Annotated in this window: 17 protein-coding genes and 1 pseudogene; all 18 read left to right on the forward strand. The window is 64.0% G+C overall.

Translation table 11 applies throughout. The features are described from left to right. The first annotated feature begins 40 nt into the window (after positions 1–40). Complete coding sequence (gene tssA, locus KUV26_RS13265; protein WP_222508695.1) at positions 41–1114, forward strand: type VI secretion system protein TssA; 1074 nt, start codon at positions 41–43, stop codon at positions 1112–1114. A 71-nt stretch (positions 1115–1185) separates the two neighbouring features. Further along, entirely contained in the window at positions 1186–1701 is a 516-nt protein-coding gene (gene tssB / locus KUV26_RS13270) for a type VI secretion system contractile sheath small subunit (RefSeq protein ID WP_027233793.1), read from the forward strand. A gap of 15 nt (positions 1702–1716) precedes the next feature. Then, positions 1717–3213, forward strand: a complete 1497-nt coding sequence (gene tssC, locus KUV26_RS13275; RefSeq protein WP_222505659.1) for a type VI secretion system contractile sheath large subunit — start codon at positions 1717–1719, stop codon at positions 3211–3213. Between the two features lie 67 nt (positions 3214–3280). Beyond that, positions 3281–3781 (forward strand): Hcp family type VI secretion system effector, encoded by a 501-nt coding sequence (locus tag KUV26_RS13280; RefSeq protein WP_222505658.1) that lies wholly within the window; start codon positions 3281–3283, stop codon positions 3779–3781. 92 nt (positions 3782–3873) lie between these two features. After that, positions 3874–4677 (forward strand): type VI secretion system accessory protein TagJ, encoded by an 804-nt coding sequence (locus KUV26_RS13285; protein ID WP_222505657.1) that lies wholly within the window; start codon positions 3874–3876, stop codon positions 4675–4677. Beyond that, a complete protein-coding gene (gene tssE, locus KUV26_RS13290) occupies positions 4670–5167 on the forward strand; it encodes a type VI secretion system baseplate subunit TssE (RefSeq protein ID WP_222505656.1) in 498 nt (165 codons plus the stop codon). The genes KUV26_RS13285 and tssE overlap by 8 nt, the downstream gene beginning before the upstream one ends. Then, positions 5167–7044: a type VI secretion system baseplate subunit TssF gene (gene tssF, locus KUV26_RS13295; RefSeq protein WP_222508696.1), complete on the forward strand. Its 1878-nt coding sequence runs from the start codon at positions 5167–5169 to the stop codon at positions 7042–7044. The genes tssE and tssF overlap by 1 nt, the downstream gene beginning before the upstream one ends. Next, complete coding sequence (tssG, locus tag KUV26_RS13300) at positions 7008–8063, forward strand: type VI secretion system baseplate subunit TssG (RefSeq protein WP_222508697.1); 1056 nt, start codon at positions 7008–7010, stop codon at positions 8061–8063. Before tssF ends, tssG begins: the two co-directional genes overlap by 37 nt. Position 8064: 1 nt before the next feature. Then, on the forward strand, positions 8065–10788 hold the full coding sequence (gene tssH / locus KUV26_RS13305; RefSeq protein WP_222508698.1) for a type VI secretion system ATPase TssH: 2724 nt from the start codon (positions 8065–8067) through the stop codon (positions 10786–10788). A 34-nt stretch (positions 10789–10822) separates the two neighbouring features. After that, a complete protein-coding gene (locus KUV26_RS13310; RefSeq protein WP_261399875.1) occupies positions 10823–12070 on the forward strand; it encodes a hypothetical protein in 1248 nt (415 codons plus the stop codon). 67 nt (positions 12071–12137) lie between these two features. Beyond that, positions 12138–12992, forward strand: coding sequence for an ion transporter (locus tag KUV26_RS13315; RefSeq protein ID WP_222505652.1), 855 nt, complete (start codon positions 12138–12140; stop codon positions 12990–12992). Next, positions 12985–13482 (forward strand): annotated as a pseudogene (tssB, locus tag KUV26_RS23635) (type VI secretion system contractile sheath small subunit); the annotation flags it as partial. The gene KUV26_RS13315 and the pseudogene tssB (KUV26_RS23635), both read left to right, overlap by 8 nt. Positions 13483–14445: 963 nt before the next feature. Continuing rightward, entirely contained in the window at positions 14446–17913 is a 3468-nt protein-coding gene (locus KUV26_RS23860; RefSeq protein ID WP_409996947.1) for a type VI secretion system contractile sheath domain-containing protein, read from the forward strand. 64 nt (positions 17914–17977) lie between these two features. After that, positions 17978–20089 (forward strand): type VI secretion system Vgr family protein, encoded by a 2112-nt coding sequence (locus KUV26_RS13325; protein ID WP_222508700.1) that lies wholly within the window; start codon positions 17978–17980, stop codon positions 20087–20089. 10 nt (positions 20090–20099) lie between these two features. Beyond that, complete coding sequence (locus KUV26_RS13330) at positions 20100–20708, forward strand: DUF6931 family protein (protein ID WP_222505649.1); 609 nt, start codon at positions 20100–20102, stop codon at positions 20706–20708. 17 nt (positions 20709–20725) lie between these two features. Then, a complete protein-coding gene (locus tag KUV26_RS13335) occupies positions 20726–21028 on the forward strand; it encodes a PAAR domain-containing protein (protein WP_222505648.1) in 303 nt (100 codons plus the stop codon). Between the two features lie 8 nt (positions 21029–21036). Then, positions 21037–22491, forward strand: coding sequence for a type VI secretion system-associated FHA domain protein TagH (gene tagH / locus KUV26_RS13340; protein WP_222505647.1), 1455 nt, complete (start codon positions 21037–21039; stop codon positions 22489–22491). Positions 22492–22538: 47 nt separating this feature from the next. Further along, positions 22539–23879, forward strand: coding sequence for a type VI secretion system baseplate subunit TssK (tssK, locus tag KUV26_RS13345; protein ID WP_222508701.1), 1341 nt, complete (start codon positions 22539–22541; stop codon positions 23877–23879). Positions 23880–23889: the final 10 nt, after the last annotated feature.

Here is a 23889-nt window from a genome sequence, read left to right on the forward strand (position 1 = left end):
ACGTGACCAATAAAGAATGCACCCAGGGGGGCGAACGAAAATGGATCCTGCAGTATTGCTGCAATCCAAAGGGGACGATGCCCCTAGCGGTGAAAACCTCGAGTATGATCCGGCTTTCACCGAAATGGAGCTGGCGGCCCAGCCCGGCGAGGAGTCGGTGGTCGGCAACGAGAAGATCGAGGCCACCGATCCCGATTACCGCGAGGTGCAGAAGAAAGCGCTGGAAGTGCTGGAGCGCAGCCACGACCTGCGGGCGGCGGTGTTTCTGGGCGACGCGCTGCTGCATTCCGAAGGGCTGCCCGGCTTTGCCGATGTGACCACCTATATCCGCGGCTGCCTGGAAGAATTCTGGGAGACCTGCCACCCGGAGCTGGATGAGGACGACGGCGACCCGACGATGCGGATCAACGCGGTGCAGGACCTGTGCGGCCAGCCGGACGGGATGGCGGGGGCGTCGCCCTTGTACCGTTCGCTGCGCCGGGCGCCGCTGAGCGAGAGCCGCGGTTTCGGCCGCTTCTGCCTGCGCGACATCGAGATCGCCGAAGGGGTGATGACGGCGCCGGAGGATATGGAGCATGTCCCGGATACCGCCACTATCGGCGCCGCGTTCCAGGACAGCGACGAGGAGGTGATCGCCGCGCGCCTGGCCGCGGTGAAGACGGCAGAGGAGAACGTCCGGGCGATCTCGGCGGTGTTCGACGAGCAGACGCCGGGGCAGGGGCCGGACCTGAGCGCGCTGATCAAGCTGCTGCAGCAGATTTCCAAGCGGATCGGCAGCTATGCCAACCTGAGCGCGGAAGACGGCGCGGACGAGGATGAGGCGGCAGAGGGTGGTGCGGAGGACGGCGGTGCTGCCGCGGCGCCGGCGGGCGGCGGGCGCCCGGTGCCCTCGGCGCCGGGAGCGATCAACTCGCCCGCGGATGTGTCCAACACGCTGGACCGCATCATCAGCTACTACCGGCGGGCGGAGCCTTCCAGCCCGCTGCCGATCCTGCTGGAGCGGGCCAAGCGGCTGGTGGGGGCCGACTTCCTCACCATCATGAATGACATGGCCCCGCAGGGGGTGGAGAACGTCCACCTGATTGGCGGGATCGACGACGACGATGACGACTGACGGACACGGGGCACTTCCGCGGCGGCACCTGCCGCGGCACCCGTGAAAGCAAGACGAGTAAGGAGACCTAGATGGCCGGAAGTTCACAGAAATTCATTGCCCGCAACCGGGCACCAAGGGTCCAGATCGAATATGACGTGGAGCTGTACGGCGCCGAGAAGAAGGTGCAGCTGCCCTTCGTGATGGGCGTGATGAGCGACCTGGTGGGCAAATCCGAAGTGGAGCAGCCCGCGGTGGCGGACCGCAAGTTCCTGGAAATCGACGTGGACAACTTCGATGACCGGATGAAGTCGATGGCGCCGCGCGCCGCCTTCACGGTGCCCAACACGCTGACCGGCGAGGGCAACCTGGCGGTCGACATCACCTTCGAGAGCATGGACGACTTCAAGCCCGCCGCGATCGCCGCCAAGGTCGAGCCGCTGCGCGAGCTGCTGGAGGCGCGCACCCAGCTGTCGAACCTGATGACCTACATGGACGGCAAGACCGGCGCCGAGGATCTGATCTCCAAGATCATCCAGGACCCGAGCCTGCTGAAGACTCTGGCGGCGCAGCCGAAACCCGGCGGCGACGCCGAGAGCGAAGAATAAGAGGGGAGGACAAAGATGGCTGAAGAAGAACTCCAGGCGGAAGCCGCTGCTGGCGAAGCCGCCTTTGGCTCAACCGAATTTGCGAGCCTGCTGCAGAAGGAATTCCGGCCCAAGTCGGACCAGGCCAAGACCGCCGTTGAAAGTGCGGTCAAGACCCTGGCCGAGCAGGCGCTGGCAAACTCGGCGCTGATTTCGGATGACGCGCTGCGTTCCATCGAGAGCATCGTGGCGGAGATCGACAAGAAGCTGACCGAACAGGTCAACCTGATCCTGCACAACGAGGAATTCCAGCAGCTGGAAAGCGCCTGGCGCGGCCTGCACTATCTGGTCAACAACACCGAGACCGATGAGCAGCTGAAGATCCGGGTGATGCCGATCACCAAGAAGGAGATGTCGAAGACCCTGAAGAAATTCAAGGGCACGGCATGGGACCAGTCGCCGATCTTCAAGAAGATCTACACCGAGGAATTCAGCCAGCTGGGCGGCGAGCCCTATGGCTCCCTGGTGGCGGACTACCACTTCGACCATTCGCCGCCGGACATCGAGCTGCTGGGCGAGATGTCCAAGATCGCCGCGGCCGCGCATGCGCCGCTGATCACCGGCGCCAAGCCGACGCTGTTCCAGATGGACAGCTGGGCGGAACTGTCGAACCCGCGCGATCTGACCAAGATCTTCCAGACCCCCGAATATGCCGCCTGGCGCAGCTTGCGCGACAGCGAGGACGCGAAATACGTCGGCCTGGCAATGCCGCGCTTCCTGGGCCGTCTGCCCTATGGCTCCAAGACCGACCCAGTGGAGGAGTTTGCCTTTGAGGAAGACACCGCAGGGGCCGGCAGCGAGAAATACGGCTGGGTCAATGCGGCCTACGGCATGGCGGTGAACATCACCCGCTCGTTCAAGATGTACGGCTGGTGCTCGCGCATCCGCGGCGTCGAGAGCGGCGGCACGCTGGAGAACCTGCCCAGCCACACCTTCCCGACCACCGATGGCGGCGTCGATCAGAAATGCCCGACCGAAATCGCCATCGACGACCGGCGCGAGGCGGAACTGGCGAAGAACGGCATGATGCCGCTGATCCACCGCAAGAACACCGACGTTGCGACCTTCATGGGCGCGCAGTCGCTGCACAAGCCGGCCGAATACGACGATCCGGACGCCACCGCCAACGCCAACCTGGGCGCGCGGCTGCCGTATCTGTTCGCCACATGCCGGTTCGCGCACTATCTGAAGTGCATGGTGCGGGACAAGGTCGGCTCGTTCAAAAGCCGTCAGGACATGGAATCCTGGCTGCAGGACTGGATCAACAACTATGTTGATTTCAACGCGGATATCTCCTCGGAGAACGAGAAGGCGCGCAAACCTCTGGCCGCAGCCGAAGTGGTTGTGGAAGAGGTCGAGGGCAACCCGGGGTATTACACCTCGAAATTCTTCCTGCGCCCGCATTACCAGCTGGAGGGGCTTTCCGTCTCGCTGCGGCTGGTATCGAAACTGCCCTCGGAAAAAGGAGGCTGATTTCCCACTCCCCAGCCTCAACCAAGCATAGTGCAGTAGAGTTCTTAAATTTTGAAAGGATAGAAAAATGGCTGCAAACATGTTCGTACAGATCTCGGACATCGAAGGCGATGCAACCGAGGAAAACCACAAGAAGTGGATCGTTGTTCAGTCGGCAAGCTGGAACGTCGAGCGCGCGGTTGAAATGACCGACCTGGGCTCCACCCAGCGGATGCACGCCAACTCGAACTTCGGCAAGATCGAGCTGACCTCGCAGATGGGCAAAGCGTCCAACGATCTGGCGCTGTCGGTTGCCAACGGCACCGTGCGCCCGGAAATCATTATGCATTGGTGCCGCTCGGGCGACAGCGCCAGCCAGGGCCTGCTGGTCTATTCGATCTGGAAGCTGAAGGACGTGGTTGTCGACAGCTATTCGATCTCGGCAAGCGAGGACGGCATCCCGGAAGAGACATGGTCGCTGGCTTATGCGTCGCTTGAGCACGAATACAAGTCGACCAACCAGAAAACCGGCAAACTCACCACTGAAGGCACCTTCAAGTGGAACGTGCAGACCGGCAAGGTCGAGTAAACCATTTGGCTGGCCCCGGGTGCATTTACACCCGGGGTCCGTTTTTTCTGACGTATTTGCAGCACGCAGTCCTAGTTGCGGAGTAGAGCCCCATGACACCCGAAGAGCATCTGAAAGCTGGTGATCCCAAGGCGGCGCTGGAGGCGCTGCAGCAAAAGATCCGGGGAGATGCGAGCAATGCCAAGCTGCGGATCTTCCTGTTCCAGCTGCTGTGCGTGCTGGGCGACTGGAACCGGGCGATTGCCCAGCTGAAGGCCGCCGCCGGGCTGGATGAAGGCGCCACGGTGATGGCGCAGGCCTACCGCGAGGCGATCATCTGCGAGGTCTACCGCGAGAAGGTGTTCGCCGGGGAGAAATCGCCGCTGATCCTGGGCGAGCCGGAAGAGTGGCTGGCGCATCTGATCGAGGCGCAGAAGCTGCTCGCAACCGGCAACCCCAAAGAAGCCGCGGAGCTGCGCGCCCGCGCCTTTGATGCGGCCCCTGCCAGCCCTGGCGAGGTGAACGGCAAGCGGTTTGACTGGATCGCCGACGCCGACATGCGGCTGGGGCCGGTGCTGGAAGCTGTGGTCAACGGCAAATACTACTGGCTGCCGTTTTCCAAGATCGTCTCGTTCGAGGCGGAAGAGCCGAGCGACCTGCGCGACGCGGTGTGGACGGCCGGCACGCTGACCCTTGCGGGCGGCGGCGCGGTGGCGGCGATGATCCCGACCCGCTATCCCGGCAGCGAGAAGGCGGACGGGCTGTCGATGCTGGCGCGCGCCACCGTGTGGCAGGATGCCGGCGAGGAAACCTACACCGGTCTGGGCCAGCGGCTGCTGGCGATCGGCGATGAAGACATTGCCATCATGGACGTGCGCACGCTCCGGATGGACGGGCACGGCGAAGAGAATGGCTGACAAGACACTGGCCGAGCGCCTGCAGCCCTCGCTGCTGGACCGGCTGACCGATAATGCTCCTGGTGATTTGAAGGAAACCCGCGAGAGCCGGGTGATTGATCTGGTGCGGCTGCGGGAAATCATTCAGCGCGATCTGTCCTGGCTGCTGAACACCCAGAATGTCGAGAGCCACTTTGATGCGGAGAAATACCCTTCGGTGTCCGTTTCGGTGCTGAACTACGGGCTGATCGAGGTGGCGGGCGAGGCATCGACCACCGAGAAAGCCGAGGCGATCCGGCGGTCGATCAAACAGGCGATAGCCACCTATGAGCCGCGGATCATCGAGGGCTCGGTCGATGTGCGGCTGCAGGACGGCACCGACGCGACTGAGATGACCGTGGGGCTGGAGATCCGCGCCGACATGTGGGCGCAGCCGATGCCGCTGGAGCTGTATCTGCGCAGCAAGGTCGATCTGACCACCGGCGAAGTGGAAATGGAAAGGGCCCTGTGATGGATACACGGCTGCTGACCCATTACGAGAACGAGCTGAACTATCTGCGCGACATGGGCGCGGAGTTTGCGGCCGCCTATCCCAAGATTGCCGCCCGGCTGGGTATGGAGGGGGTCGAGGTTCTCGACCCCTACGTGGAGCGGCTTCTGGAGGGCGTCGCCTTTCTGACTGCGCGGGTGCAGCTGGAGCTGGAGCTGCAGTATCCGAACTTCACCTCCAACCTGCTGGAAATCATTTATCCGCATTATCTGGCGCCGACGCCGTCGATGATGATTGCGGCCTTTGAGCCGGACGTGGCGAACTCGGCCGTGAAAAGCGGCTATGTGCTGAAGCGCGGATCGACCCTGCGGTCGCGGCTGACCGAGGGCGAACAGACGCCTTGCGAGTTCCGCACCTCCGCCGATCTGACCATGTGGCCGATTCAGATCACCGAGGCGCAGTATATCGACGGGCGCGGCGAGTTGGTGGCGGCGGGTGTGGCCACCGGGTATGACGCCCGGGCGGGCATCCGGCTGCGGATCAAGCGCATTGACGGCGACCCGATCAGCAAGCTGGAGATGGACAAGCTGTCGCTGTACCTGACCAGCGAGGCGGGTAACAGCTGGCCGCTGCTGGAACTGCTGTGCACCCAGGTGCAGGGGATCGTGGCGCGCTCCACCGACCGGCGGGCGGACTGGCAGCTGCCGCTGCGCGGAGCAAAGGTGGTGCAGAAGGGGTTCAGCCCGGAGGAGGCGCTGCTGCCGCTGCCGCGGCGGGTCTATGACGGCTACCGGCTGCTGCAGGAATATTTCGCGATGCCGGAGCGGTTCCGCTTTGTCGAGCTGCAGGGCCTGCGGGCGGGTTTGCAGAAATCCGCGGGCAATGAGGTCGACCTTTACATCCTGCTGCGCGAGGGGATGCCGGAGACCGCGCCGATCGTGGTCCCGGAGGTGTTCAAGCTGAATGCCGTGCCGGCGGTGAACCTGTTCGAGAAGCGCTGCGACCGGGTGCGGATTTCGCCGATCGATACGGAGCATCACGTGATCCCGAACCGCACCGCGGGCCTTGATTTCGAGATCTACGGGCTGCAGAGCGTGGTGGGCATCAGCGGCGAGGGCGAGGATGACGTGATCTTCCGCCCGTTCTATTCCGCCAATGATTTCACCGCCGCCGGTGAAAGCCACCCGGCCTATTACACCGTCAAGCGGCGGATGCGGCAGCGGTCGGAGAAGGAGCGGCTGCGCGGGGTGCGCAGTTCCTATCTCGGCTCGGAAGTGTTCCTGACGCTGGTGGACCGGTCGCAGGCGCCGTATTCCGCCGGGCTGGAGCAGCTGGCGGTCAATGCGCTGTGCACCAACCGCGACCTGCCGATGCTGCTGGCGACCGGCAATGACGACGTGTTCCACCTGCCCGAGGGCGGCCCGGTGCGCAAGGTGACGCTGCCGGTGTCGCCGACCCGGCCGCATCCGACGCTGGCGCAGGGCGACACCGCTTGGCGGCTGATCTCGCATCTGAGCCTCAACTACGTCTCGATTGCCGAAACCGGCAAGGGCCAGTCGGCGGAGGCGCTGCGCGAGCTGGTCGGGCTTTATGCGCCGCTGGGCGACCGGGTGACGGAGAAGCAGCTGGAGGGCATCCTGTCGGTCGGCGCCCGGCCCATTGTGCGCCGCATGAGCGACGAGGTGCTGTCAACTGCGGTACGGGGGCTGGAGATCACCCTGGGCTTTGACGAGAGCTTCTTCGAGGGCAGCAACATTTATGCGCTAGGGGCAGTGCTGGAGCGGTTCTTCCGCGGCTACGCCAGCATCAACTCATTCACGGAGACAGTCCTGAAGACTGAAAAACGCGGGGAAATAGCCAGATGGCGACCGGAAAAGGGCCTCGGCCGGATGATCTGAGCCTTTATGGCCGGTTGGCCATGGACCCTGAAAAGCACCACGTTTTTCAGGCCCTGAGGGTATTGGAAGCGCATTTCAATGACGCCCCGCGCCTTGGTGAAAGCCGCCGTCCGCGCCAGGACAGGCTGCGGCTGGGGCAGGAAGCGGAACTGGCGTTCCCGCCTTCGACCATCGCCGCGTTCAAACCGGCGGAGGGTGACAAACCGGCGGTGCTGACCAACCGGTTCTTCGGGCTGTTCGGCCCGCAGGGGCCGCTGCCGCTGCATCTGACCGAATACGCTCGCGACCGGAAGCGCAACCACCGCGACCCGACGATGGTGGCCTTTGCCGATATGCTGACGCACCGGCTGATGAGCCTGCTGTACCGGGCCTGGACGCAAGGCTCGCCCGCGGTGAGCTTTGACCGCGCCGATGACCCGATGGCGCGCAAGGTGGCGTCGCTGATCGGCTATAACGGGTTCAAGTTCACCAGCCGCGACGACATGCCGGACCTGGCCAAGCTGCATTTTGCCGGCCATCTGGCCAAGGGGGCCAAGAATGCCGAGGGGCTGGTGTCGATCCTGTCGGCGTTTTTCGAGGTTCCGGTTACTCTGGAGGAATATGTCGGCAGCTGGCTTGAGCTGGAGCCGGACGACCGCTGGCAGCTGGGCTACGGCGGGCTGGGGCAGACCACCAGCATCGGCGACAAGGTCTGGAGCCGGTCGGCCAAGTTCCGCATCCGCATCGGGCCGCTGAAACTGAAAGATTACGAGCGGCTGCTGCCGGGCGGCGAGGCGCTGAAACGGCTGCGGGCGATTGTGCGGTCCTACGCCGGCGATGTGCTGGACTGGGACGTGAACCTGATCCTGGCGGGTGACGAGGTGCCGCGGGCATCGCTGGGCGGCACCACGCGGCTGGGGCACACCAGCTGGGTGCGCTCGCGCCCCGATCCGGATGCGGATCAGCCGGACGTGAATGATTTGTACCTGTACCCGGGACTAGGCGCCGGGGCTGAAGAGCGAGTAGAGGGAGGGATTTGAGATGACCGAGATCAGCCGCGTGGCGCTGTTTGGCAAATTGAACAAGCTGGGGTACCAGGCCGTCGAGAGCGCAACCGTGTTCTGCAAGATGCGCGGGAACCCCTATGTGGAACTGGTGCATTGGATGCATCAGCTGCTGGCGCAGCAGGACAGCGACCTGCACCGGATCATCCAGCATTACGACCTGGATACCGGCAAGATCGCCGCCGAGCTGACCCGGGCGCTGGACATGCTGCCGCGCGGCGCCTCGACGATCTCGGACCTTTCGGACCATCTGATGGATGCGATGGAGCGCGGTTGGGTCTGGGGCTCGCTTCTTTATTCCTCCGGACAGGTGCGCAGCGGCCACCTGCTGCTGGGGATGCTGAAGACGCCGGCCCTGCGCAACATCCTCTCCAATATGTCGCCGGAGCTGGCAAAGATCGGGGCCGATGATCTGGCGGACAACTTCCATAAGGCCACCGATGGCTCGCCCGAGGAACGGCTGGGGGCGCAGGACGGCTCCAACGTGACCGGCGGCGGCGCGGAGCCGGGCGAGGCCTCCGGCTCGATGGCGCCGGGTGCAATGGGCAAGGGCGAGGCGCTGCAGCAGTTCTGCACCGACCTGACCGAACAGGCCCGCAACGGCGAGATCGACCCGATCGTGGGCCGGGACGAGGAGATCCGCCAGATCGTCGATATCCTGATGCGGCGGCGTCAGAACAACCCGATCCTGACCGGCGAGGCAGGTGTCGGCAAGACCGCGGTGGTCGAGGGCTTTGCCCTGCGGATCGCCCGCGGCGACGTGCCCCCTGCGCTGAAGGATGTGCGGCTGCTGGTGCTGGACGTGGGGCTGCTGCAGGCGGGCGCCAGCATGAAGGGCGAGTTTGAAAACCGCCTGCGCCAGGTGATCGACGAGGTGCAGGCCAGCCCGACGCCGATCGTGATGTTCGTGGATGAAACCCATACGCTGGTGGGGGCAGGGGGCGCGGCCGGCACCGGCGATGCGGCGAACCTGCTGAAGCCGGCGCTGGCGCGCGGCACCCTGCGCACCATCGGTGCCACCACTTGGGCCGAGTACAAGAAATACATCGAGAAGGACCCGGCGCTGACCCGCCGCTTCCAGGTGGTGAAGGTCGATGAGCCGGGGATCCCGAAAGCGATCCTGATGATGCGGGGCATTGCCTCGATGCTGGAAAAGCATCACCGGGTGCAGGTGCTGGACGAGGGGATCGAAGCCGCCGTCAGCCTGTCGGCACGCTATATCCCGGCACGCCAGCTGCCGGACAAATCGGTGAGCCTGCTGGATACCGCCTGCGCCCGGGTGGCGGTGAGCCAGCACGCGGTGCCGGCCGAGGTAGACGACAGCCAGCGCCGGATCGAGGCGCTGACCACCGAGCTGGAGATCATCGGCCGCGACGAGACCGCTGGGTACGAGGTCGCGGACCGGCGCGAGGCGGTGGAGGCTGTCAAAGCCGCCGAGGAGGAGCGTCTGGCCGGGCTGACCGAGCGCTGGGACAAGGAAAAGGCAGTCGTCGAAGGCATTCTGGACCTGCGCGCCAAGCTCCGGGAGGGGGCCGCGCCCGTGGATGATGCCGGGGATGCTGGGGACGACGCTGCGGAGGGCGCCGCCGGAAGCCTGCTGACGGAGGACGAGCGCGCCGAGCTGATGCAGCAACTGAAGGACAAGAACGCGGAGCTGGAAGCCCTGCAAGGCGACTCGGCGCTGATCCTGCCGATTGTTGACCACCAGGCGGTAGCGAGCGTCGTGGGCGACTGGACCGGCATCCCGGTGGGCCGCATGGTCAAGGACGAGATCGAGACCATCCTGAATCTGGAAGAGCGGCTGGCGCAGCGGGTTATCGGCCAGGACCACGCGATGAAGATGATCGCCAAGCGCATCCAGACCAGCCGGGCGGGCCTCGACAACCCGAACAAGCCGATCGGGGTGTTCATGCTGGCCGGTACTTCGGGCGTGGGCAAGACCGAGACCGCGCTGGCGCTGGCCGAGGTGCTCTATGGCGGTGAGCAGAACGTCATCACCATCAACATGTCGGAATACCAGGAAGCCCATACCGTCAGCTCGCTGAAAGGCGCGCCGCCGGGCTATGTCGGCTATGGCGAGGGCGGGGTGCTGACCGAGGCGGTGCGGCGCAAGCCCTATTCTGTGGTGCTGCTGGACGAGGTCGAAAAAGCGCACCCCGATGTGCATGAGATCTTCTTCCAGGTCTTTGACAAGGGCGTCATGGAGGACGGCGAGGGCCGCGTGATCGACTTCAAGAACACGCTGATCCTGCTGACCTCGAATGTCGGCACCGAAACCATCATGGACCTCTGCTCCGACCCGGATCTGATGCCTGAGCCGGACGGCATGGCGAAGGCCCTGCGCGATCCGCTGCTGAAGGTGTTCCCGCCGGCGCTGCTGGGGCGGCTGGTGACGATCCCCTATTACCCGCTCAGCCCGGAAATGATCGGCGAGATCACCAAGCTGCAGCTGGGCCGCATTCAGAAGCGGGTGCAGGAGGCGCATGGGGTGCCGTTCGAGTATACCGACGGGGTGGTCGAGGAAATCGTCAACCGCTGCCAGGAGCTCGACAGCGGCGGCCGGATGATCGACGCGATCGTGACCAACACCATGCTGCCGGAGATTTCCAACGAGTTCCTGCGCCGCCTGATGGAAGGCAAGGAAGTCGAGAAAGTCGCCATCGGCGTCAAGGACGGGGAGTTCACCTACGCGTTTGACTGATCACAGCCAAGGGTAATTAGCGGGAGGAAATTCTATGGTTAAGCATGTTGTAATGGACATGAAGAACGTCGATATCGGCGCTTCGGGGCTGGAGATGGTCAAACCGCCCAAACTGTCCTTCAAGGTTGTGGTCGAACTGGACAAGAAAATGGAGAAGGGGGTCGAGAAGGACCCGCTTCTGCAGCATGAGTTCCAAGCCGGTGCCAGCGAAGTTTTCGAGCAAACCCGCAACACCATCGAGCAGAAGTGCAAGGTGTTCGACAAGGCCTTTGTTCAGATGGCCAACAAGGGCGCCGACAAGAAGGATATGGAAAAGCAGCTGAAAGGGCTGAACGACGCCATCAAGAACGACATCAAGGTCGGCGAGAAGGCGGCGGAACTGGCGGCGCAGAAGGCCTGGACCAGCCTGCAGAAGAAGAAAAAGGAATGGTCCAAGTTCAAGATCAAGGTGGCCGTATCGATTGCCGGCACCCTGGCCGGGCTGGCGGTGAGCATCGCGGCGATGGCGACATCGCCGTTTTCGGGCGGCGCCGGCGCGGCTTTCGGCATCATCGGCCTGATCAAGTCCGGTGTCACGCTGGCCAAGGATATCGGCAAGCTGGCGATCAATATCGATCAGTCCAAGGCGATCCTGGTGAAGAACCTGGTGGTGGTGGAAAAGGCGGCCTCCAACAAGGCGCTGAATGCCACGAACGAGGTGTCGGCGGCGGTGTTCCAGGAATTTCTCGGCATTTCACAGCCCTCGGTCAAGACGGTGGAGGATGCGGCGGATACGCTGAAGGCGAAATACGCCCAGATGGTCGTCAAGATGCATGACCTGTCGAAGACGCTGAACAAGATCCTGAAGGAGCAGGAGAAGCTGAAGAAGGAGTTCCTGGCCGAGGTCGGCAAGAAGCTGAAGAAGCACCCGGTGAAGGACAAGAAGACGCAGCTGGTGATGGTCAGCAAGGCGCTGGATACGGCGCTGGCCGGCAACTATGCCGAGGTTCAGAAAGCCATCGACAAAATTCAGACGATGTATGCCGATGCCCGCGGCTGGGCCAACAACATCAAGGACCTGATGAAGCGGGTGAACGCGCTGACGATCAAGGATCCGAAGGCGCTGAAGGTGTTCCGCGAGGGGTTGAAGTTTGCCGCGCTGGCGCTGTCGCCGATCGACGGCAACTCGATCGCGACCGGGGCCAAGGATCTGGCCCTGGGTGTGGGCGGCGCGGCCGGCGGCTATGCCTATGACAAGATTACCAGCAAGGTGCTGGACGGGACCGTGTTCGACGCGGCCTGAAGCTGAGACAAAGACTGCCGGGCGCCTGCGGCGCCCGGACGAATGCAAGACCGGCGGGAGAAGGACATTGGACAGCAGCGCGCAAACCGCAGAGACGCTACGGGACAAGGCCCGCGAATTTGTCGAGCGCCCGTGGGTGACCAATGCCATTCTGGGCATCATCATTTTCAATGCCATCACGCTGGGGCTTGGCACGTCTGCCGCGGTGCAGGCGCATGCGGGCGGGCTGCTTGACGTGATCGACACCGCGGTTCTGACGATTTTCGTGCTGGAGCTGGCGCTGAAGCTCTTTGCCTATGGCTTACGGTTCTTCTCCTCCGCCTGGAACATCTTCGACCTTATCGTCGTCTCCTTCGGCCTGTTCCCGGACAGCCAGGGGCTGTCGGCGCTGCGCGGCCTGCGGGTGGTGCGGGCGCTGCGGCTGTTGTCGGTCATTCCGCAAATGCGGGCTGTTGTGCAGGCGCTGCTGGATGCGCTGCCCGGCATGGGCGCGGTGATCGTGATGATCTCCATCGTGTTCTATGTCTTCGGGGTGATGGCGACGATGATGTACGGCGCGGTGTTTGACGAATGGTTCGGCACATTGGGCCGGTCGCTGTATTCGCTGTTCCAGATCATGACGCTGGAAAGCTGGTCGATGGGCATTGTGCGCCCGGTGATGGAGGAATTCCCCTTTGCCTGGTCGTTCTTTGTGCCCTTTATCGTGATCACAGCATTTTCGGTGCTGAACCTGTTCATCGGCCTTCTGGTCAACACCATGCAATCGGCGGTGGAGGCCGAGGCCGAGGCCGAGTTCGAGAAGCTGCGTGACCTGGTGAAGTCGGAGACCGACGTGGTCGACGCGCATGTGATGGAGCTGCATGAGGAGATCAAGGCGCTCCGGGCGGAGATTGCCGAGCTGAAGGGGCAGGGCAATGGCTGACAGCTCGCAGAAGTTTATTGCCCGGAACCGGGCGCCCAGGGTTCAGATCGAATATGAAGTGGAGCTTTACGGCGCCGAGAAGAAGGTGCAGCTGCCCTTTGTCATGGGGGTGATGAGCGATCTGGTCGGCAAGTCCAGGGTCGAGCAGCCCGCTGTGGCGGACCGCAAGTTCCTGGAGATCGATGTCGACAATTTCGACGAGCGGATGAAGTCGATGGCGCCGCGCGCGGCTTTCACCGTGCCCAACACGCTCACCGGCGAGGGCAACCTTGCGGTGGACCTGACGTTCGAGAGCATGGCGGATTTTGCGCCCGGAGCGATTGCCGCGAAGGTGGATGCGCTGCGGCCGCTGCTGGAGGCGCGCACCCAGCTGCAGAACCTGATGGCCTATATGGATGGCAAGACCGGCGCCGAGGCGCTGATCGAGACGATCCTTCATGACCCGTCACTGCTGGCGGCGGTGTCGGCCCCGGCGGCGGATGCGGAAAGTGCGGCGGCGCTGGACAGCCTGCGCAATCTGGAGCTGCCGGAGGAAGAGGCGGACACCAGCGGCGGCGTGCTGGCCGGCCTTGCTGCGCAGTCACCGGAGGACGTGGCTCCGGAAGATGCCTCCAGCGGCGTATTGGATGCGCTGAAGGAAGCCGCACCGGAAGAGCGGCCTGAAGAGGATGCCTCGGCCGGCGTGCTGGAGGGTTTGCGCACCGCAGCGCCTGAGGAAACCGAACAGCCGGATGAGGCCGCGGATGCCTTGTCGTCGCTGGCGGCGTCTGAGGTTCCGGAGACTGTTGAGGAAGACACCTCTGCGGCGGTGCTGGATGGGCTGGCCCAGGCAGACCTGCCGGAAGATAAGAAAGATACGTCGGGTGACGTGCTGGCAGGGCTGAGCGCCGCCGCGCGGGAGGAGGAAGACCAGGGCGACGAAGCCGGGGAAGCGCTGGCCTCTCTGGCGGGCGCGGCGGTTCCTGAAGCTGAAGAGGAGGATCAGACAGGATCCGTTCTGGAAGGCTTGGCGCAGGCGGAAACACCGGAAGAGGACGAGGACACGTCTGGCGATGTTCTCGCCGGGCTGGCCGCGCAGGAGGTGGAGGACACCGCCGAAGAAGATACCGCGGGTGCGGCGCTGGAGAGCCTCGCTGCGGTTGAGGTGACGGAGACGGATGAAGAGAACCATTCCCGCGTTCTGGATGCGCTGGCGGACCTCGATGTGCCGGAGGCGGCCGGTACTGCCGCAGATGATGCGCTCGAAAGCCTGGCGTCTGTCGAGATTGATGAGGCGGAGGAAGAGGACCATTCCGGCGTCTTGGACGCTTTGGCGGATGCTGCGGCGGAGGACGTTGAGGACACTGCAGCGGAGGATGCGCTGGAAAGCCTGGCGGCTGTCGACGTTGACGAACCGGCGGAAGAGGATGCTGCGGGCGCGGCCTTGGATAGCTTGGCGGAAGCCGAGGTGCCGGTGGCTGAAGACACTGAGGAAACGTCCTCGGTTCTGGATGAGCTTGCCGCAATCGAGTTGCAGGAAGAAGACGAGGACGAAGACGCCGCCGGAGCCGCGCTAAAGAGCCTGGCCGCGGCGGAGGTTGAGGTACCGCAGGCTGAAGATCACTCGGACATTCTGGAAGGGCTGGCAGATCTGGAGCCTGAGGAGGCCGAAGCGGATGATGATGCAGAGGCGGCTTTGGGCAGTCTTGAGTCCGTGGCGGAAGCCGTGGAGGAGGACGAGGATATCTCCGGTGTTCTGAGTGACCTTGCGGATGTTGGGCTGGCGGCAGACGAGGAGGGCGCGGAGGCCGCTGCGGCGCTGGACAGCCTGGCGGATGCAGAGATTTCGGTGGCTGAGGAAGACGATAGCCTGGATGATGTGCTTGGCGGTCTGCTGGAGGATGCGCCTGCGGAAGAAGACGCCGGCAGCGAGGCGGAAGGCGCGCTGGAGAGCCTAGCGTCCGTTGAGGTTGAGGAAGAGGCCGACGGCGGGTTCGATGACGTTCTGGACGGGCTGCTGGAGGGCGGCCTGGATGATGCGGAGGACACGGGCGAGGATCTGAGCGCGGTTCTGGAAGGCCTTGGAGCACCGGAGGAGGCAGACGCAGGGAAGAGTTCTGACGATGTGCTGGCCGGGCTTGCCGATGACCTGACGGAGGAAGCAGAGGACAGCGATGACCTAAGTTCTGCGCTGGACACCCTGGACGCGCCTGCGGAGGAAGACGCGGACGATGGCGGGCTGGACGATCTGCTTGGCGATCTTGGCATTGACAGCGTTGAAGACACGGCGGAGGAGGATACCGGCGAGGTGCTGGATGCTCTGACCGCGGATGAGGTCAGCCCGGAAGACGCAGGCGGTGGCGAGCCGGACCTGGATCTGGACGCCATGCTGGACAGCGGGGACGGGGCCACCGCCGGGGATGATGATCTCGACAGCTTGCTTGGGGACCTGGAGGAGGAGACGGAAGCCTCGGACGCTGATGACCTGGATGCGCTTCTGAGCGGTGCTGAGGACAGCGGCCTGGATGATTTGCTCGGCGATCTGGATGATGTGGAAGCCGACGCGGCTGAGGCGGACAGTTCCGGAGCGCTGCTGGCAGGCGATGCGGACACAGAAGACGCCGGCGGGGACGATCTCGATGCCTTGCTGGGCGATCTGGATGAGTCCGGAGATGAGACCGCAGAGGAACCCGAAGACAGCAGCCTGGATAATTTACTTGGCGGGTCGGAGGACGACGGCGCCGCCGCTGCCGGCGGGGCTGGCGATGATCTGGACACGCTGCTTGGCGGGCTGGACGATGACGCGGCCGGAGAGGACGCCAGCCTGGACGATCTGCTGGGTGATCTTGGCAGCGATGAGGAAGAGGATGGCGATCTGGACGGCCTGCTGGCCGGTCTTGGCGAAGAAGCGGAGGCCGAAGAGGCAGAGGACGCGGACAGTGCCGAGGACGACCTCGACGTGCTGCTGGGCGGCTTGGGGGATGCGGACTCCGATCTGGACAGCCTGATAGGCGGCGACGGCGGGGACATGGATCTGGATGATCTGCTTGGCGATCTTGCCGATGATGAGGAGGACACCGCAGAGGCGGGCGGCGATGATCTGGATGCACTTTTGGGAGATCTGGACGAGGGCGGCGATGAACCGGCAGCAGCGGCAGCCGACTCCACGGGCGAGCCGGAGTTTGCCTATGGCACCATGAGCGCGGAGCGGCCCGCGGTGCAGAAGCTGGAGCGCAAGCGGTTCCGGATGGCTATTCTGGGCGATTTCTCGGGCCGGGCTGCCAGGGGGCAGCTGGAGACAGGCGATGCGCTGGCCGCGCGCAAGGCGATCCTGCTGGATCCCGACACGGTCGAGGATGTGATCGGGCGCTTCGCCACCGAGCTGGTGCTGCCGGTCGGCAAGGACGGCGTCGGCATTGCGGTCAAGCTGGAGGATCTGGACGGGCTGCACCCGGATGAGCTTTATGAAAACGTGGAGCTGTTTTCAGAGCTGGTGGGGCTGCGCAAGCAGCTGCAGAGCGGCGCGACGGCGGATCACGCGGCGGGGACGCTGAAGGCTTGGGCGGAGAAATTCGGCACCAAGGCGCGGGCGCCGAAGCGGACTTCAGCCGGGAATTCGGTGCCGGCTGACAAGCGGCTGAGCGCCTTCCAGCAATTGATCGGTGATACCGGCAACACGCTGCGGGAGGCGTCGCCGGTGGAGGACCTGCTGGCGCGCGTCGTCGGCCCGCACATCCGGGCGCTGCCGGATCCGGATGTGGCGGCGATGCAGAAGGCGGTGGACGAGGCGCTGTCAGACGCGATGCGGCTGGTGCTGCATCACCCGGAGTTTCAGTCGGTCGAGGCGCAGTGGCGCTCGCTGGATCTGATGGCACGCTCGATTGAGGCGGACGATTCGCTGGATGTGATGCTGTATGATATCTCGGCGGAGGAGCTGGCGGCGGATCTGGCGGCAGAGGACGACCTCTCGAAGACCGGCTTTGTGCGGCTGCTGACCGAGGAGCCGCTGGACGAGGAGAACGGCCGCGGCGGCTATTCTGCGCTGATCGGCATGTATCAGTTCGAGGAAACCCCGCCGCATGCGGAGCTGCTGGGCCGGATCGCGCGGGTGGCGGCGCATGTGGATGCGCCTTTCTTCGCGTCGATCTCGCCGGAGTTCCTGAAAACGCCCAAGGCGGAGCGGCCCAAGCTGGTGGCGGTTGCCTGGGACACGTTGCAAGGCATGGCGGAAGCCGGTCATCTGGGGCTGGCCAGCCCGCGGTTCCTGCTGCGCCGCCCCTATGGTGAAAAAACCGATCCCTGCTATGAGTTTGATTTCGAGGAGTTTACCGAAACGGAAGGCCTTAAGGGTATGCTTTGGGCCAATCCGGTGGTGCTGGTGGCGATCCTATTGGGGCGGTCGTTCACGGAACACGGCCCGTCGCTGCAGCTGGGGAAAATTATGTCTCTGGGCGGGATGCCCTATCATTATGTGAACGACAAGTTCGGCGACCAGGTGGCACTGCCCTGCACCGAGCGCAATATCGATCTGGACAAGATCGCGCTGGCGCAGGAGCGCGGGTTCATGGCGGTGAGCGCGGTTAAGGGGCGCGACGAGGTGCGGCTGACCTCGTTCAACTCGCTGAAGGGCGGCGAGATCCTGGGGCCCTGGACCGGCCTGCCGGCGCCGGAGCCCTCGCCGCCGGATCCGCGGGGGTTGCCGAAGCCGCCTGCAGGCGGCGGCGATGAAGACGAAGACCTGGATCTGGACCTGGATACGGGCGGGGACGATGAGGACGATCTCGGCCTGGATGATCTGGATTTCGGAACCGGTGACGGGGATGACGACGGCCTCGGGGATCTGGACGATTTGCTGTCGTCATTCGGGGATGACGATGACGGCGACGATGGGGACGATGACGAAATGGATGCGGACCTAGCCGCGCTTTTGGATGATTTGTGATGCGAATGTTTGAGAACACTGCCGGCGATTACCGGCCCGGTTCCCGTCGCGGAAAGGAGGAGACATGGTTGTAAGCAAGGGCCATGAAAACGACCTCGCCTGGATGTCGGGGACATATTCCACCGACGGGCTGATGATGAGCCGGGCCATTGTGCGCGAGGGATTGAGCAAGCTCACCGAGACCACCATCGAATTTGCCGCGACCAAGGCTCAGCCCAAGCTGGAGGACCTGGTCGGCAAGCAGATGAACGTGCATGTGATGCGCCAGGAGACGGAGCATCAGTTCAACGGCATCTGCGTCTCGGTCGAGCATCTGGGGTTCCGCAACGGGTACGAGATGTTCGTGGCCGAAGTGCGCCCGTGGTTCTGGATGCTGACGCGGACCTGCGACCTGCGGGTGTTTCAGGACAAGACCACGGTCGAGATCATCAAGCAGCTGTTCGGGGAATACGGTTTCAGCGATTTCACGGACAAGCTGAGCGACAGCTACGAGAAGCGCGAGTACTGCCTGCAGTACCGCGAGAGCGACTTTGATTTCCTGTCCCGCCTGATGGAGGAAGAGGGGATCTATTACTACTTCGAAAGCCCGATTGGCGAGACAACGCGGGAAAAGCTGATCTTGTGCGACGGGGTCAGCGGCCATTCCCCGATCAGCGGCGGCTCGACCGTTGAGTTCCACGCCCGCGACGACAGCGACCGGCGGCGCGAGGAGCATATTTCCGAGTGGACCAAGGATGAGCGCGTGACCCGCGGCAAGGTCACGCTGAACGATTTCGATTTCCTGACGCCGTCAGCGGATCTCAAGGCCACGTCCTCCATTGCCAAGGGCAAGCATTCCTACAAGGACTATGAGGTCTACGACTACCAGGGCCACTACCGGAAGAATTCCGGGCTCGGCACCAAGCTGGCGCGGGTGCGGATGGAAGCGGAAGCGATCAAGCATATCCGCTGGCGCGGCGCTTCCAGCGTGCCGACGCTGGTCACCGGCACCACCTTCACCATGACAGAGCACCCGGTGAAGGAGAACAACAAGGAATACCTGGTGATCGATGCGGAGCATCACATCAAGGTGGCCTGGGATTATGGCGAGCGCGAGAGCCAGAAGCAGAAGAAAACCGCTGCCAAAGGGTCAATGCGGCGCGATCTGAAGCCGAAGAACATGGACGTCCCCGAGGAGATGGAGCACGATGTCTATGCTGCGACCTTTGGCGCAATCCTGAAATCCGACCAGTTCCGGGCGCCTCTGGTGACACCCTGGCCGGAAGTGCAGGGATTGCAGACCGCAACCGTGGTCGGCCAGAGCGGCGAGGAGATCTGGACCGACGAGCACGGGCGCATCAAGATCCAGTTCCATTGGGACCGCGAGGGCAAAAAGAACGAGACCTCGTCGTGCTTCGTGCGGGTGATGACGCCCTGGTCGGGCAAGAACTGGGGCATGGTGGCGATCCCGCGCATGGGCCAGGAGGTGGTGATCCAGTTCGAGGACGGCAACCCGGACCGGCCGATCTGCACCGGCATGCTTTACAATGCGGAAACAATGCCACCCTATACCTACCCCGACGATCAGACCCAGCTCGGGATCAAGACCAACTCCTCGAAGGGCGGCGGCGGCTATAATGAGCTGATGTTCGACGACAAGAAAGACAGCGAACTGATGCGGGTGCAAGCCGAGAAGGACCACCAGATGCTGGTCAAGGACCGCTCGACGGTGACGGTGGGCATGGATGCGCCGGACCCGGAAGTGACGTCTGCGGATGAGAAAAGCTACGTCTTCACGGTGCAGCAGCACATGAAGGAGACCGTGCATCAGGGCGACAGGACCGAAGTGGTGGAGACCGGCGACAAGTCGGAAACCATTCAGACCGGCAACATGACGCTCGACGTGGATACAGGAAACCTGACTGAGACCATTGCCCAGGGCAACCACACGGAAACCGTGTCGCTTGGCAATCTGACCGTGGATGTGACCGCGGGCAAGATCGCGATGAGCGCGGGCCAGGAGATCAAGCTGACCGTGGGCGCATCCGAGGTGAAGATCGACAACTCCGGTGTCAGTATCAAAGGGCCGATGATCAAGATCGAAGGCACCGGAATGGTTGAGGCGAAAGCGCCGATGACCACCGTCAAAGGCGAGGCCATGCTGACCCTGAAGGGCGGCCTCACGATGATCAACTAGGTGGGTGCAGATGTCGGCAAGATTTGAAAAGCTGGTGAAAATGCCCGCTGACCCGGTGGCTAAGCTGCTGTCGCGGGCAAATGTCATCCTGAAGACGCCGCTGGAGGCGCCGCCCACGGCACAGGCGGGGGTTGTTCTCGAGGAGCTGGACCGCAAGGGGGCTCTGGTCGATTTGCTGCGCACGCTGGCGGTGCTGCTGCCCCCGCGCGAGCGGGTGTGGTGGGCTTGCCTGGCGGCGCGCGATTACATCGGACCGCGCTCGGACAAGGACCCGGCCTCGCTGACGGCGTCGGAGGCCTGGGTGTTTGAGCCCACAGAGGAGAACCGCGACAAGGCGCGGATCACCCTGGACCACGCCTATGTGGATGATGACACGGTGAATTGCGCGCTGGCGGTGCTCTATGCGGCGGGAACGCTGGGACCGGGAGAATTGAATCAATATCCTGCCCCGGCAGGGGCCTCTGAGGCGGCTGCCTTTGCCATGAATATGGTGGCCTTGGGTCAATTGTCTGATAAGTTTGAAGAACACGGCGGCGTTTTGGTGGAGCGGGCGCTGGATATCGCGCGCGGCGGCAAGGGCCAGGTGATCGAGGTCCCGATGCAGGCCGCGCAGGACTGAAAGGGAGGACGTAACAGATGGGAATGCCACAGGCCCGGGTGACGGATCTGCATGCCTGCATGCTGCCCTCCACCCCGCCGCCGCCGGTGCTGCCGGTGCCGACGCCGATCCTGCCGCCCTGCGCTGTCACGGTGCTGGTGGCCAGCCTGCCGGCCGCGCGGCTGACGGACATGTGCACGGCTGCGCCATCGCCGCACCCGATCATCAAGGGCTCCGGCACGGTGCTGATCAACAACCTGCCGGCCGCGCGCGTTCTGGACAGCACCGCCTGCGGCGGCATGATTGCAAAGGGTGAGTTCACCGTGCTGGTGGGAGGATAGGCCCAGGCATGGGAGTGACACTGAAATTCCAGAGCTCGGGCGCAATGCCCGGCGATGCGGCCCCTGTTCCGATGCGGGGGCCGAGCCTCACCGTGGGGCGCGGCGCCAGCAATGACCTAGTGCTGCCGGACCCGGACCAGATGCTGTCGCGCAACCACTGTGTGATCGAGGATCACAACGGCAATGTGGTGGTGGTCGACCTCAGCTCCAACGGCACCTTTCTGAACTATTCCAAGATCCCGCTGGGCCGCACGCCGACGCCGCTGAACAATGGCGATGTGCTGTGCGTCGGCAACTACGAGCTGGTGGTGGAAATCCGCGATGATCTGGCGGATGTGGGCGACATGATCTCTGCGCCTGCGGCGCAGGCGCCTGCCTCGCACGGGAATGCCGCCAATGCGCCGGATCCGCTGCAGCTTCTGGAGGATGCGGGGCCGGGCGGCGATTTCCTGGACGATCTGCTGGGCGAGGGGCCGAAAGGGCCTGCGCAGTTCAACCCGGTGGACCCGATCGACGAGCTGCTGCCGCCGCTGGGCGAGGAAGAGGATCCGTTTTTCCAGAAGGCCAGTGACGGGCGCGAAGGGGAGGGGGCCAGCCTGCCTAATCACAACCCGACGGCTTCGGACGGGTTTGCCGCGCCCGCGTCGCAGTCCAATCTGATCCCGGATGACTGGGACGATGATTTCCTGTCGGGCATCGGCGAGCCGGAAACCCCGGTGCCGCCGTCGGATCCCCAGCCCGCCGAGCCGCCGCGCGAGGTGCCGCAGCCGCCCTCAGAGGTGCCGCCGGCGGCACCGCCGCAGGAAGCACCGCCTGCGCCGCCGCAAGAGATCCCGCCGCAGCAGGATACTCGCGGGAAAACCGCTGCGCCCTCGCAGGAGGCGCAGGAGGCGGTGGAGGCGTTTCTCAAAGGCGTTGGAGCGGAGGTCAGCATCGATCCGGCGGACCACGCCAGCACCATGGCGCGGATGGGAAGGGTGATGAAAACGCTGGTCACGGGGCTGCGCGAAATCCTGATGACCCGGACCTCGATCAAATCGGAATTCCGCATCGAGCAGACGATGATTTCCGCCGGCGGCAACAACCCGCTGAAGTTCTCGATCACCCCGGAGCAGGCGGTGGAGGCGATGGTGCGACCGGCGACCAAGGGCTACCTCAGCCCGGAATCCGCTGCCGAGGAAGCGCTGCGGGACATTAAGGCGCATGAGGTGGCGATGGTCACCGGCATGGAGGCGGCGCTGAAAGGCGTGCTGAAGCGGCTCGACCCCAAGGCGCTGGAGGCGCAGATCGAGGACAAGGGCGGGTTCACCGGCCTCCTGCGCGGGAAGAAGGCGCGCTACTGGGATGTATACGAGCAGCTCTATGCGGAGATTTCCGACCAGGCTGAGAATGATTTTCACGACCTGTTCAGCCGCGAATTTGCGCGGGCCTACAAGGATCAGCTGGACAGGCTGAAGGAATGATCGGCACCGCGCCCTGCGCGCGTGCCCGCAAGTAAGAGGAGATCCCGGTGTCCTGGGACAGCAAGGTACTTTGGACGGAGGGGCTGTTTCTGCAGCCGCACCATTTCCAGCAGTCCGACCGTTACAACGAGGCGCTGGTGGCCGGTCTGGCGCGGCGACTGAGCCCCTATGCCTGGGGCGTGAACGGGCTGGAAATCGACCATGAGGCGCTGAAGATCGGCCAGTTCGCGGTGAAGTCCTGCGAGGGGCTGACCCATGACGGAACCGTGTTCCGGGTGCCGATGGCGGACCCGCATCCGCCGGCCATGGAAGTGCCGACCACCGTCAAGGATTGCATTGTCTACCTGACCGTGCCGCAGCGCCGCCAGGGCGCGACCGAGGTGGATCTGAGCGGTGCCGAACGCTCGGCCAGCCGTCTGCGCCCGAACAAGGTGGAAGTGACCGATGTGACCTCGACCGAGCGCAAGCCGGTGGAGCTGGATGTGGGCAAGATGCGTCTGCAGTTCGCGCTGGAGGTGGACGATCTGGCCGACCTGCTGGCGATTCCGGTGGCGCGCATCATCGAGGTGCGCCCGGATAAGGAAATCGTGCTGGACCAGGCCTTTGTGCCGTCCTGCCTGGACGTGCGGGCCGCGCCGGCCCTGAGCGGGTTTCTGCGCGAGCTGGAGGGGCTGCTGGCGCACCGGATGGAGGCGCTGGCGGGCCGCCTGTCGGAGGCGGGCGGCGCCCGCGGGGTGGCGGATGTGTCCGACTTCATGCTGCTGGCGGTGGTGAACCGGTTGCTGCCGCAGGTGCGCCACTTGCGCAATATCGAAAACCTGCACCCGGAACGCCTGTTCACCGCCTGTGCCGGGCTGGCAGGGGAGCTGTCGGTGTTCATGTCGTCCGAAAAGCAGGCACCGGAGTTTCCGCCTTATACCCATGACAACCTCGTTGCATGCTTTGCGCCGGTGATCCGGGTGCTGCGGCAGTACTTGAGCTCGGTGCTGGAGCAGACGGCGATCCCGATCAAGCTGGAAGCGCGCAAATACGGTATCTCGGTGGGGGTGATTGCCGACCGCAAGCTGCTGGGCAACGCGGGCTTTGTGCTGGCGGTCAGCGCCGACATCCCGGCCGAGGACGTGCGCAAGCATTTTGCCGGCCAGGCCAAGATCGGCCCGGTGGAGGAAATCCGCCAGCTGGTGAACTCGGCGCTGCCGGGGATCACCCTGCGGCCCCTGCCGGTGGCGCCGCGGCAGATCCCCTATCATTCGGGCGTGGTCTATTTCGAGATGGATGCGGACAGCCCCTATTGGCGCAAGATGACCACCTCGGGCGGCATCGCGGTGCATGTATCGGGACAGTATCCAGGGCTCAAGATGGAGCTTTGGGCGATCCGTAATGCATAAGGGAAGGCGC

Source organism: Leisingera daeponensis (genome assembly GCF_019801465.1).
In the GTDB taxonomy this organism is placed as follows: Bacteria; Pseudomonadota; Alphaproteobacteria; order Rhodobacterales; family Rhodobacteraceae; genus Leisingera; species Leisingera daeponensis_A.